Origin of the sequence: Mesorhizobium sp. AD1-1, from assembly GCF_020164655.1 — a bacterium.
In the GTDB taxonomy this organism is placed as follows: domain Bacteria; phylum Pseudomonadota; class Alphaproteobacteria; order Rhizobiales; family Rhizobiaceae; genus Mesorhizobium; species Mesorhizobium ciceri.
In genome coordinates this window covers 1-11,755 of record NZ_JAIUGP010000012.1, presented here as the reverse complement: position 1 = coordinate 11,755, position 11,755 = coordinate 1, and the positions used below count along the sequence as shown (strand labels likewise).

The window sequence follows — 11,755 nt, the reverse complement described above, 5'->3', positions numbered from 1 at the left end:
ACTTGAGACAAGCGCGCCGCTTACGAAGTGTTGATTTCGAAGGCCGGACGAAGATAGTCGTATCGCTATTCCATATATGGCATCAGCACATCTTCGATCCATTTCATGAACGCGCGGACTCGGCGCGATAGATTGTTCCGATGTGCGACGACGAGGGACACGGCGAGCGGCCGGCGACGAAAATCGGGTAGGATCTCGACAAGCGCTCCACTCTCCAAGTATCGGCCAATGCCCAAGAGTGGCGCCTGGATCAGGCCAAGGCCGGCGAGGGCCGCTGCTTCGTAGGTCTGTGCGCTGTTGACGTGTAGCGCACCTGGCAACTGAAGCGTCGCGTAGCTGTCGCCGTCCGGATATTCCCATCCATAGGGTCGCGCGCCCAGCAGCGTCGAAAAATGAATTGCCCTATGTTCCTGACGCTGGAGATCTTCCAGCGATCGAGGCACGCCATGGCGCGCCAGATAGGCGGGACTGGCTGCGTTGGCCATGCGCAACAGGCCCAACGGGCGGGCAATCAGGGTCTCGTCCCGAATGGGTCCAAGCCGCAATACACAATCGAACCCCTCTTGAACCAGATCGACTTGCCGATCCGTACTCGACACCTCCAGCTCCAACTCGGGGTGAGCCGCCATGAAATCCGGCAAAGCCGGTACGATCGTTGTGCGCGCCACTTCGGTCGGAAGGTCGACCCGCAAACGGCCGCGAAGTGCCACGCGGTCGCCTGCGAACATCGAGTGCAGATCATCGACTTCAGCAAGCAGATCGCGGGCGCGGGCATGAAATGCGCGTCCGTCCTCCGTCAACCGCACGCTGCGCGTCGTCCGGTGCAGAAGCCTGACACCCACATCTTCTTCCAGCTTGCGGACCGCCGTTGAGGCTCTCCCCTTTTGGATGCCCAGGCTGTCGGCCGCGCGGGTGAAGCTCCCCATTTCCGCGACCGTTGTGAAAATGAGGATGGGTTCGAGATTCTGCATTTTTGTGCCTCGGATTGTTCCCCAAAAAGAGAACAGTTGGTTCATTTCCTCGGCATTTATCACAGTTGAGAGGCACAGTAAGCTTCGAATATGGGATCTCCCCATCGGAGAATGACAAGTGTCCGAAACTGTGAACCTGCATCAGACACCGGAAATTATGATCTTGCATCGCGCCCTGTGGGCCGGCCGGATCATGAGCGCGTTTGTCGTCATCGCCCTGACGGCAGATGGCACTGTTCAGCTTTTCGCGCCGGCACAGATCGCCAGCATGTTGCAGGAAACCGGGTTTGCGATGGACCTGACCCGTGTCGTGGGTCCGATCATCCTCGCCTGCGCCATCCTCTACGCCATCCCGGTCACCGCCGTCCTCGGCGCGATCCTGGTGACGGGCTTTTTGGGAGGTGCCATCTGCGCCCATCTCCGCATCGGTGAGTTGGGGTCGCCGCCGGAAATCATCTCCCTGCTTCTGGGCGCGATGACCTGGGGCGGCCTCTATCTCCGCGATCCCCGTATCCGGGCCATTCTGCCGCTCATCCATTGAACCAACAGGGGCAGCTCTGTCCCCCGACATCAGGAGAAAACACATGTTCCTAGTAATGGGAATCACGGGAAAAGTTGGCGGCGCAACGGCAGAGCATCTGCTGGCGCACGGCAAGGAGGTACGCGCACTCGTCCGCAACCGCGACAAGGCGGCCAATTGGGCGAACCAGGGCGTGGAACTGGTAGACGGCGACTGGAATGATTCGGCAGCCATCGAGCGAGCCCTCAAAGGCGTCGAAGGCGCGTTCGTCATGTTGCCCCCTGTCTGGGCGCCGTCGCCCGATTACAAAGAAGCGAGGAGCGTGATTGCTAGCTATGTCGAGGCTCTGACCAAGGCAGCGCCGCCGCGAGTGGTTGCGCTTTCGTCGATGGGTGCGAACAGAACAAGCGGGCACGGGGTGATCGCGGCCTTGTCGCTTCTGGAGCAAGGGTTTCGCGGCCTGACATCACCAACCGCATTTGTGCGCGCGGGGGGATTCTTCGAAAATTTCCTCTACGGCTTGCAGGTCGCGCAGGGCGGAATGCTGCCGGTCTACTATAATCCGACAAACCGGAAATCGACCATGGTTGCGACGAACGACATCGGCGCACAGGTCGCAACCCTTTTGACCGGGTCGACGTGGTCAGGGCAACGCATCGTCGAGATCGGTTCGATGGTCACCGCGGATGAAGTCGCCGAGCAGTTGGGTGAAGTCCTGAATCTCGCCGTGAAGGCCTTTGCAATTCCGCGTGCGGGGTGGGCGGAAGCGTTCGAGCAATTCGGCATCCCGAAGGGTCACTCCGGGCCTGCCGAAGAAATGTTCGAGGCCGTGAATGCGGGATGGATGGACCTCGGTGTGGCGGGTACTGAGCACGTAGCGGGTACGACGTCCGCACGCGCTGTATTCGAGGCTGCGTCTAATGTGAACGGATAGGCCAAAACTGCATGAGGTTCTCCGTGATTTCGAGCTTCGCAACCCGAGATTTGGAGAACCTCTCCTTCAATGCAGGAATCTCTATCTGAACGCGATCAGCTTGAAGTCGGTGGTTTAGATCTGCGACGTCAGCTCGACCGGAAAATCGTCATTGTCGGCATCGCGCATGGCGGCGAGGCTGCGATTATCCAGCACTTCGGCGATTGCCTGCCGCACCTCCAGCATCATGTGGCGGACCTGGCAGGTCGCCTCGTCGCAATCCTCGCAGCGTTGATACTGCGTGCGGCTGGCGCAAGGGATCGGCGCCAGCGGCCCGTCAAGCACGCGCACGACATGGCCGATCTTGATTTCGGAGGCCGGCCGGGCAAGGCGGTAGCCGCCTTCCTTGCCTTTGCGGCTCTGGACGAAGCCGGCATTGCGCAATTCGCCCAGGATGGCATCGAGGAATTTCTTCGGGATATTGTTGGCCACAGCGATGTCATTGACGAAGGCCAATTGGCCGGCCGGCAGGCCAGACAGATGCACGAGGGCCTTGAGGCCGTATTTGCCTTTTTTTGTCAGCATGCCCAGATCAACCCATAAAAGCCCCAACCACTCGCATCTGGCGACTGTTTGTGTGCAAATAATGACGTCTTCGCCGCGCGATGATGTTTCGCGAAACAGCCACCAAATTGCACGTTAGGCATAAACGCGTTGATTCTTTGTAACGTTTTGCACTGAGAACGCGGATATTCCGCTGATAACCAGGTTATCGGCGTTCAAAAACGAAAAAAGCCGGCAGCGCGCCGGCTTTTTCGTCTGCTGTGCAGGTATCGCTGCCTCAGCGGCTGCCGTAGGTCTGGTCGAGCAGGCCGCCGGCGGCGAAATGCTCTTTCTGCACCTTGTCCCAGCCGCCGAAAACGTCTTCCACCGTCAGCAGCCGGACATCGGGGAAATCGGCCTTGTATTTCGCCGCCACAGCGGCGTCGCGGGCTCTGAGGCCGTTGCGGGCGGCGATGTCCTGGCCCTCCGGTGTGTAGAGGAAGTCGAGATAGGTCTTGGCCAGATCGCGCGTGCCGTGATCGTCGGCAACCTTGTCGACGATGGCGACCGGGAATTCGGCCAGCAGGCTGACCGAAGGCGTAACCTGCTCGAACTTGTCGTCGCCATACTCCTTGCGGATGCCGCGCGTCTCCGACTCGAAGGTGATCAGCACATCACCGATCTCGCGCTGCACGAAGGTGGTGGTCGCGGCGCGGCCGCCGGTGTCGAAGATCGGCACGTTGTTGAACAGCTTGGTGATGAACTCTTTCACCTTGGCGTCATCGCCCTTGAAGGCTTCCTTGGCGTAGGCGGTGGCCGCCAGATAGGTGTAGCGCGCATTGCCGGATGTTTTCGGGTTTGGGAAGATCACCTGCACGTCGTCGCGCACGAGATCGTTCCAGTCCTTGATGTGCTTGGGGTTGCCCGCGCGGACAAGGAACGAAGGCAGAGAATAGAAGGGCGAGGCATTGTCAGGGAAATCCTTCTGCCAGTCGGCCGAGACGAGGCCCTTCTTGACCAGGAAGTCGATGTCGATGACCTGGTTGAAGGTAACAACGTCGGCGCCAAGACCCTCGGCGATGGCGCGTGCCTGCGCCGAAGTGCCGGCATGCGACTGGTCGACGGTGACGCCCGGATGCTGGGCGATGAAAGCCTTGTTGACCTGCACGAACAGTTCGCGGCCGACATCATAGGATGCGTTGAGCAGTTTGTCGGCCGACCAGGCTTGGGAGGATGCAAGGAACAGGCCGGCGACGGTGGCAAGCCCGAGGAAAAATCGTTTCATGAAAACAGGCTCCGATGCAATGCGTTGATGGTCGGACCATAGCCGTGACGTATCATGCGCGACGAGGCATGCGCTGTCGGTTCGCGGCCTCGTCGTGGGAAAAATATATCGCCTAAGTTGGCACCTGTTGGAATTCTGTTCCAGGAGATGGCTACCTTCGTCGGAGTTTTTCTGCGCCTTGTTTGCGGTGCTGCATGGCATATACAAAAGGCATATACAAAGAGCTGCCGCCATGCCCCAGAACCGTCATTCAACGCCGCCCAAGGAGGCGAAGCTGTTTCGCAACAACCGCAGCCCAACACGGGAGAGTTCACCCGGATCAGGAATCTGAAGGTCGAAAACTGGTTGGCGTAGCGCTTGAGCCGAGAATCAAGCCGCCGGAAAAAGCTTCCAGCGGCCGGGGCGGAACGCCACCCGGCTTTTTTGCGCCGCGGGATGATCGACCGGCAACTCGATTTCGACCCGCTGACGCTCACCACCGATTTCAAGCTCGACCCGGCGCGTGCCGGCGACGCGCCGGCTGGCGGCGACCGTGCCGGCGATGCAGCCGCTGCAGCCGTCCAGCAATTCGACATCGTGCGGGCGGAAGTAGAGCGTCGCATCGCCCGAGGGCTCGTTGGGCGCGGCAAGCCCGATCGGACGGTCGGCGAGCCAGATCTCGCCATTCTCGACTTTGACGGGAAGCGAGCTCGATTCACCGATGAAGCCGTAGACGAAGGGCGAGTTCGGCGTGTCGTAGATGTCGTCGGCGGTGCCGACCTGCTCGATGCGACCCTGGCTCATCACCACGACGCGGTCGGCAAGCTCCAGCGCCTCTTCCTGGTCGTGGGTGACGAAGACGGTGGTGTGGCCGGTGGCGTCATGGATTTCGCGCAGCCAGCGGCGCAATTCCCGGCGCACCTGCGCGTCAAGCGCGCCGAACGGTTCGTCGAGCAGCAGCACCTTGGGTTCGATGGCCATGGCCCGCGCCAGCGCCACGCGCTGCCGCTGGCCGCCGGAAAGCTGCGCCGGATAGCGCTTTTCCAGCCCCGACAGCTGGACAAGGTCGAGAAGCTCGGAGGCGCGGCGGCGGATCTCCTGCGCCGGGGGGCGCGACGGCCCGTGCCGGACCTTCAGGCCGAAGCCGATATTGTCGGCCACCGTCATGTGCCGGAACAGCGCATAGTGCTGGAAGACAAAGCCGACATTGCGATCCTGGATCGACTTGTGCGAGGCGTCCTCGTCGCCGAAGAAGATATTTCCGCGCGTCGGCCGCTCCAGTCCGGCGATCAGCCTGAGCAGCGTCGTCTTGCCGGAGCCGGACGGCCCCAGCAACGCGATCAGTTCGCCCGACTTGATATCGAGCGACACGTCGTGGAGGGCCGGAAACCGGTCAAACTCCTTGCGCACGTTGGCAACGCGAACTTCCATGCAAATCCCTCTGTCAGTGTCCGCGCGTCGCGGCGATCTCGGCGCCGTAGCGCATCTCGAGAAGTGTTTTCAAGACCAGCGTGACGAGCGCCAGGCCCGCAAGCAATGAAGCGACGGCGAAGGCGCCGACGGCGTTGTACTCGTTATAGAGGATTTCGACATGCAGCGGCATGGTGTTGGTCAGGCCGCGTATATGGCCCGACACCACCGAGACTGCGCCGAACTCGCCCATGGCGCGCGCATTGCACAGGAGCACGCCGTAGAGCAGCCCCCATTTGACGTTGGGCAAGGTCACGTACCAGAAGGTCTGCCAGCCATTGGCGCCAAGCGAAAGCGCTGCCTCCTCGTCGCCATTGCCTTGCTCCTGCATCAGCGGGATCAACTCGCGGGCGACGAAGGGGAAGGTGACGAAGATTGTGGCCAGCACGATGCCCGGCACGGCAAACAGGATGACGATGCCATGCGCTTTCAGCCAGGTGCCGAGCAGCCCCTGGGCGCCGAACAGAAGCACATAGACGAGGCCCGATATGACCGGGGAGACCGAGAAGGGAAGGTCGATCAGCGTGGTCAGGAAGGCCTTGCCCTTGAACTCGAACTTGGCGATCGCCCAGGCGGCGGAGATGCCGAACACAATGTTGAGCGGTACCGAGATCGCGGCGACCAGCAGCGTCAGCCGGATCGCCGAGCGTGTGTCGGGATTGCCGAGCGCTTCGGTGTAGGCACCGATGCCCTTGGCGAAGGCTTCGTTGAAGACGATGATCAGCGGCAAGAGCAGGAAAATGCCGAGGAAGGCAAAGGCGACGGCCATCAGGGCCAGGCGCGCCGGGCGGCTTTCCGTGACCGCCGCCGATTGGCTTTCATGGTGCGGTTCGTAGGATTTGATCTCCGGATCAGCCATAGCGCTTGCGGCTCCACGACTGTGCGAGATTGACGACCAAAAGCATGATGAATGACAGAGCGAGCATGATCGCCGCAATCGCGGTTGCCGCCGGGTAATTGTATTCCTCCAGCCGGATGACGATCAGCAGCGGCGCGATCTCTGATTTGTAGGGCAAGTTGCCGGCGATGAAGATGACCGAGCCGTATTCGCCGACGCCGCGCGCGAAGGCGAGCGCGAAGCCGGTGACGATGGCCGGCGCCAGGCCCGGAAACAGGATGCGGGTGATGATCTGGAAACGATTGGCGCCAAGGGTGGCCGCGGCTTCCTCCACTTCCTTGTCGATCTCCTCCATGATCGGCTGCACGGTGCGCACGACGAAGGGCAGGCCGATGAAGATCAGCGCGATGACGATACCCAGCGGGGTATAGGCGACCTTGATGCCGAGCGGCATCAGCAATTTGCCGATCCAGCCGTTCGGCGCGTAGAGCGTGGTCAGCGCGATGCCGGCCACAGCCGTCGGCAAGGCGAAGGGCAGATCGACCATGGCATCGACGATGCGGCGGCCGGGGAAGCGGTAACGCACCAGCACCCATGCGACCAGCGTGCCGAAGACGACGTTGACAGCAGCCGCGACGAAGGCAGTGCCGAAGCTGATTCTCAGCGCATTGATGGTGCGGCGATCGGTGGCGATCGCCCAGAATTCAGGCCAGCCAAGGGCGGCCGAGCGCCAGAGCAGCCCGGATAGCGGGATGAGGATGATGAGGGTGAGGTAGGCAAGCGAGAAGCCGAGCGTCAATCCGAAACCCGGAATGACGCTCGGCTGCCTGAATCGCCACCCCGCTTGGGCGGGTGCTGTGGTCATGTCGTCCTGAATATCGACTGCTTACTGGGGCTTGTAGATCTGGTCGAATATACCACCATCGCCGAAATGATAAGGCTGTGCTTTTTTCCAGCCACCAAACTGTGGATCGTCGATGGTTACAAGTTTGATCGGCGGCAGCTTGGCGAGGTCCTCGGCCGGCACCAGATCGGGCTTGGCAGGACGATAATGGTTCTTGGCGATGATCGTCTGCGCTTCTTTGGAATAGAGCCAGCTCAGATAGGCTTCGGCGATCTTGCGCGTGCCCTTGGCATCGACATTGGCGTCGACCACCGCCACCGGCGGTTCTGCCAGGATGGAGGTCGGCGGGTAGACGATGTCGAAATTGTCGGCGCCGAACTCGTCGAGCGCCAGATAGGCCTCGTTTTCCCAGGCGATAAGCACATCGCCGAGACCCTTTTGCGCGAAGGTCACGGTCGAGCCGCGCGCGCCGGTGTCGAGCACCGGAGCATTGGCGTAGAGCTTGCCGACGAACTCCTTGGTCTTGGTCTCGTCGCCCCCGTCATTGGCGTTGGCGTAGGCCCATGCGGCGAGATAGTTCCAGCGCGCGCCGCCGGACGTCTTGGGATTGGGCGTGATCACCTGGACACCGTCCTTGACGAGGTCGCTCCAGTCGTGAATGCCCTTGGGATTGCCCTTGCGCACGAGGAAGATGATGGTCGAGGTGTAGGGCGCCGAATTGTTTTCGAATTTGGTGCGCCAGTCCGGATTGATCTTCTTCGACTTCGAGACGATGGCATTGATGTCGCCTTCGAGTGCCAGCGTCACCACATCGGCGTCGAGGCCGTCGATCACGGCGCGGGCCTGGGCGCCCGATCCGCCATGCGACTGCTGGACGGTGACCGTCTCTCCGGTCTCGGCCTTCCAATGGGCGACGAAAGCTTCGTCATAGGCCTTGTAGAGCTCGCGTGTCGGATCGTAGGAGACGTTGAGAATGGTGGTATCGGCAAACGCGAAACCGAGCGTGCCGAACTGGACAGATGTGGCGACCAGTGCGCCGAGCAGTTTCCTGAAATGAGGTTTGGTCATTTCTGCCTCCGTTGAACCCGCGCCAAATCTACCGAATTGGTAGAAATTAGATGCATTCAATGTTGCCTTTTTTGCCCCTCTTGAGAAAATGTTCGGCGCCATTTCGTCCTTTGGAGAAATATTTTCCTCTTGCGGCCAAAGGAAGAATCCATGGCCCTGCCACTCAGCCTATCTAGCAATGGGTAGTGCCGAGGCAAGGTGTGGAATTTGATCCGGTGCCTCAATCGGCGGTGATGGGAAAGTCGAAACGCTGTTTGGCGAACGGTTCGCTTTTCAGCGTGAAGTGCCACCATTCCCTTGCATAGTTCTTGAAGCCGCCCGCGCGCATGGCTTCGACAAGCATCTTGCGATTTGCCGCCGCTTCACTGGCAGGGCCGCGGTATGCGGTTTCGCTCATTGAATCAAAGCAGTCGAAACCGGTACCGAAATCGAGCGTGTCGGCATCCCCGGTGCCGCAGGCCGGGTTCGGGCTGGACCTGCGGTCCATCCGGGCGACGGCGACGTCGACGGTCGAGCCACGTGAATGAGTCGACAACTCTCCGACATAGCCCTTGGCGATCAGGTCGCTGCGCCTGACCTCCGGATACCATTGCGGATCGGGCGGCCCGCCCTGTTTTGTCCATTCGCCCATGTCGGCGACGGCGCGGGCAGGGCGGTAGCAATCGAACACCACCAGGGTCAGGCGTTTGGCCGCGATCGCTTTCTGGACAGCGGAGAGTGCCTTCGCCGCATCCTCGGTGAGGATGCAGACCGGGGCGCCATAGCCGTTCACCTTGCGGTGCAGAAAATTATCCGATCCGGCGTAGCGGATGTCCTGGCGGATCGAGGGGTCGACATCGGCGAGCCGGACAAAGCCGGCGGGGAGTGGGTCAGCGAGAGCAGGGAGGGTGATTACCGGGACAAGGATTGTTGCTGCCAGTGCTGAGGCTGCCGACAGGAAAGGATCGCGCGAGGCACCCCCCTCTGCCTTGCCAGGCATCTCCCCCGCAAGGGGGGAGATTGGCAGCTTTGGCGTCCTGCTCCACCATTGATAACTGGCGAAAGCGGCAAGGACATCCGATCGCCCTCCTTGCGGGGGAGATCGCCGGCAGGCCAGAGGGGGGTGCCTCGGAACAGGCATGGGTGAAGTATCCTGCTATCCGCTGAGCCTGTGGAAAGCCAATTCCACGAATCGCTTGCAGCCGTCTATTCGACAAACACCTTCACGCTCGCCGCACGTCCCGCGGCGTCGATGACGGTCAGCGTCGAATAGCCGGCGCCGTCGGGCTGCCAGGTCGCGGTGCGGCGACGGTCGATGCCCACCAGCGGCTTGCCGTTGGCCAGCCAGCGGAATGGCGCACGGCCGCCTTGCAGCTTCAGCACCAGCGGCGAGGCGTCGACCGAATTGGTGCCGAGATCGACGCGGGCGCCGTCGGGCGGGAAGATGATGGTCGGTGCGGGTTCGGTCACCGTCGCCTGCACCAGGCCGTCCGCCCCGGCGCCGAAGCGGGCGAGCGTCACCGGCAGGTCCTCGCGCCTGGGGTTGAACAGTCCGGGCGGCTTGCCCGGCAAGGGGACGGTGGCCAGGCCCGAGCGGACAAAACCCTCGAACAGGATGGGAGCGGCCGAGACATAACCGGACAGTCCGGGCACCGCGCCGGCGTCGGGACGGCCGACCCAGACACCGAGCACATAGCGGCCGTCGAAGCCGACCGACCACGCGTCGCGGTAGCCGTAGGACGTGCCGGTCTTGTAGGCAATGCCGCGCTGCAGGGCACCCTCGGGCGGCTTGACGCCCGACAGTATGTCGATGATCTGCCAGTTGGCCAGACCGTCGAGGATGGTGGCGCTGGTGCGCTCGGCATTGGCCGGCTCGGTGCCGTCATGCAGCGTGTGCGTCTTGCCGCCATTGGCGAGCCCTGTGTAGAGCTGGACGAGGTCGCGCAGCGTGACGCCTACGCCGCCAAGGCCGATGGCCAGGCCCGGCGCCTCGTTGACCGGCAGTATGGGGCTGACGCCGGCCTGGCGGAAGCGCGCCATCAGCCGCGTTGGCCCGACCGCGTCGAGCACGCGGATCGCCGGCACGTTGAGCGACAGTTGCAGCGCTTGCCGGATGCTGACATCGCCCTGGTAGCCCATGTCGAAATTCTTCGGCCGGTAGCCGGAGAAATCGACAGGGCTGTCATCGATCAGCGTCTCCTGCGCCACCAGGCCCTGTTCGAAGGCAAGACCGTAGATGAACGGCTTCAGCGTCGAGCCGGGCGAGCGGACGATCTTTGTCATGTCGATCCAGCCGGAGCGGCTGGCGTCGAAGAAATTGGCCGAGCCGACTTCGCCAAGGATGTCGCCGGTGCGGGAGTCGGCCAGCACCATGGCGACCGACAGGCGAGGGCCGAGCTTGGTGGCGGCGTCCCTCGCCACCTGTTCCAGCCCCTCCTGGACGCTCTTGCGGATTGTCAGTTGCAAGGGCTGGCCGGGGACGGCCTTGGGCAGCATCGCATAGGCTGCATGCGCAGCGAGGGCCGGCAGGGTACGGCGCAGGCCCGACACATCGTCGAGGGCGGCACGCGCGGCCTCGCGCTCGCCGAGCAGTCCGGAGGAGACCATGCGGGTCAGCACCCGGTCGCGGGCGGCGTGGGCGATCTTCAAATTGCGGTCGGGGCGGCGTTTTTCCGGCAGCTGCGGCAGGGCGACGAGCAGCGCCGATTCGGAAACGGTAAGCCGCTTCGGCTCCTTGCCGAAATAGGCCAGCGAGGCGGCGCGCACGCCTTCCAGATTGCCGCCATAAGGCGCCAGCGTCAGATAGCGTTCGAGGATTTCGCGTTTCGACAGCCGCCGCTCGATCTGGATGGCGCGCAGCATTTGCTTGATCTTGGAGCCGAGGCTGCGGCTTTCGCGCGGCTCGATCAGCCGGGCAAGCTGCATCGAAAGCGTCGAGCCGCCGGAAACGATGTGGCCGCTGGTGGCGAACTGGCCGGCGGCGCGCGCCAGCGCCAGCACGTCGACGCCCTCATGGTCCCAGAAACGTTTGTCTTCATAGGTGACCAGCATGTCGACGAATTGCTTGTCGACCTGGTCGAGCCGGGTTTCGAGCCGCCAGTAGCCGTCCGGCGTGGCGAAGGCGCGCAACAACTGGCCGTCGCGGTCCTGGACTTCGGTGGAGACCGTGAGTTCGGCTGGAAGCGGGGGCGGGAAGGCGCGGTCGAGTTCCCAGAGGGACGCGGCGGAAAGGGCGAGGATGCCGGCGCACCCTGCCGCTCCAACAGCGAATTTGCGAAGCATCTTCATGGCAGTAAAGATGCCCCCTCATCCGGCCGCTTCGCGGCCGCCGTCTCTCCGGTGGGG

Annotated in this window: 11 protein-coding genes; 2 read left to right on the top strand and 9 right to left on the bottom strand. The window is 62.4% G+C overall.

All coding sequences use genetic code 11. From position 1 onward, the window contains the following. Positions 1-65 precede the first annotated feature (65 nt). Positions 66-971 carry a LysR family transcriptional regulator gene (locus LB519_RS21320; RefSeq protein ID WP_064993862.1) on the bottom strand — a complete coding sequence of 302 codons (906 nt, stop codon included), beginning with the start codon at positions 969-971 and terminating at the stop codon, positions 66-68. A 118-nt stretch (positions 972-1,089) separates the two neighbouring features. Here LB519_RS21320 and LB519_RS21315 point away from each other — a divergent pair, with 118 nt between their 5' ends. Then, positions 1,090-1,512, top strand: coding sequence for a DoxX family protein (locus tag LB519_RS21315; RefSeq protein WP_063172527.1), 423 nt, complete (start codon positions 1,090-1,092; stop codon positions 1,510-1,512). A 43-nt stretch (positions 1,513-1,555) separates the two neighbouring features. Beyond that, a complete protein-coding gene (locus LB519_RS21310; protein WP_024501528.1) occupies positions 1,556-2,425 on the top strand; it encodes an NmrA family NAD(P)-binding protein in 870 nt (289 codons plus the stop codon). Between the two features lie 114 nt (positions 2,426-2,539). On the opposite strand, the gene LB519_RS21305 is transcribed toward LB519_RS21310, so the two are convergent. From LB519_RS21305 to pbpC, 8 genes are all read right to left on the bottom strand, one after another. Beyond that, on the bottom strand, positions 2,540-2,989 hold the full coding sequence (locus LB519_RS21305) for an RrF2 family transcriptional regulator (protein ID WP_013530871.1): 450 nt from the start codon (positions 2,987-2,989) through the stop codon (positions 2,540-2,542). Between the two features lie 256 nt (positions 2,990-3,245). Continuing rightward, a complete protein-coding gene (locus LB519_RS21300) occupies positions 3,246-4,232 on the bottom strand; it encodes a sulfate ABC transporter substrate-binding protein (RefSeq protein ID WP_013530872.1) in 987 nt (328 codons plus the stop codon). A gap of 369 nt (positions 4,233-4,601) precedes the next feature. After that, the gene (locus LB519_RS21295; protein WP_013530873.1) at positions 4,602-5,642 is read right to left on the bottom strand and encodes a sulfate/molybdate ABC transporter ATP-binding protein; all 1,041 of its coding nucleotides are present in this window, start codon (positions 5,640-5,642) and stop codon (positions 4,602-4,604) included. A gap of 13 nt (positions 5,643-5,655) precedes the next feature. Further along, positions 5,656-6,540 carry a sulfate ABC transporter permease subunit CysW gene (gene cysW / locus LB519_RS21290; protein WP_013530874.1) on the bottom strand — a complete coding sequence of 295 codons (885 nt, stop codon included), beginning with the start codon at positions 6,538-6,540 and terminating at the stop codon, positions 5,656-5,658. Beyond that, positions 6,533-7,384 (bottom strand): sulfate ABC transporter permease subunit CysT, encoded by an 852-nt coding sequence (gene cysT / locus LB519_RS21285; protein WP_013530875.1) that lies wholly within the window; start codon positions 7,382-7,384, stop codon positions 6,533-6,535. The genes cysW and cysT overlap by 8 nt, the downstream gene beginning before the upstream one ends. A gap of 21 nt (positions 7,385-7,405) precedes the next feature. After that, a complete protein-coding gene (locus LB519_RS21280; protein WP_013530876.1) occupies positions 7,406-8,431 on the bottom strand; it encodes a sulfate ABC transporter substrate-binding protein in 1,026 nt (341 codons plus the stop codon). A gap of 220 nt (positions 8,432-8,651) precedes the next feature. Continuing rightward, on the bottom strand, positions 8,652-9,410 hold the full coding sequence (locus LB519_RS21275) for a M15 family metallopeptidase (RefSeq protein ID WP_224621121.1): 759 nt from the start codon (positions 9,408-9,410) through the stop codon (positions 8,652-8,654). Between the two features lie 206 nt (positions 9,411-9,616). Then, on the bottom strand, positions 9,617-11,698 hold the full coding sequence (gene pbpC, locus LB519_RS21270) for a penicillin-binding protein 1C (protein WP_224621119.1): 2,082 nt from the start codon (positions 11,696-11,698) through the stop codon (positions 9,617-9,619). Positions 11,699-11,755: the final 57 nt, after the last annotated feature.

Bases quoted from the DNA above. Each gene is read 5' to 3' on its own strand.
- LB519_RS21320 (WP_064993862.1), bottom strand. From the start codon at position 971: ATGCAGAATCTCGAACCCATCCTCATTTTCACAACGGTCGCGGAAATG.
- LB519_RS21310 (WP_024501528.1), top strand. From the start codon at position 1,556: ATGTTCCTAGTAATGGGAATCACGGGAAAAGTTGGCGGCGCAACGGCA.
- LB519_RS21305 (WP_013530871.1), bottom strand. From the start codon at position 2,989: ATGCTGACAAAAAAAGGCAAATACGGCCTCAAGGCCCTCGTGCATCTG.
- LB519_RS21300 (WP_013530872.1), bottom strand. From the start codon at position 4,232: ATGAAACGATTTTTCCTCGGGCTTGCCACCGTCGCCGGCCTGTTCCTT.
- LB519_RS21295 (WP_013530873.1), bottom strand. From the start codon at position 5,642: ATGGAAGTTCGCGTTGCCAACGTGCGCAAGGAGTTTGACCGGTTTCCG.
- cysW (WP_013530874.1), bottom strand. From the start codon at position 6,540: ATGGCTGATCCGGAGATCAAATCCTACGAACCGCACCATGAAAGCCAA.
- cysT (WP_013530875.1), bottom strand. From the start codon at position 7,384: ATGACCACAGCACCCGCCCAAGCGGGGTGGCGATTCAGGCAGCCGAGC.
- LB519_RS21280 (WP_013530876.1), bottom strand. From the start codon at position 8,431: ATGACCAAACCTCATTTCAGGAAACTGCTCGGCGCACTGGTCGCCACA.
- LB519_RS21275 (WP_224621121.1), bottom strand. From the start codon at position 9,410: ATGCCTGGCAAGGCAGAGGGGGGTGCCTCGCGCGATCCTTTCCTGTCG.
- pbpC (WP_224621119.1), bottom strand. From the start codon at position 11,698: ATGAAGATGCTTCGCAAATTCGCTGTTGGAGCGGCAGGGTGCGCCGGC.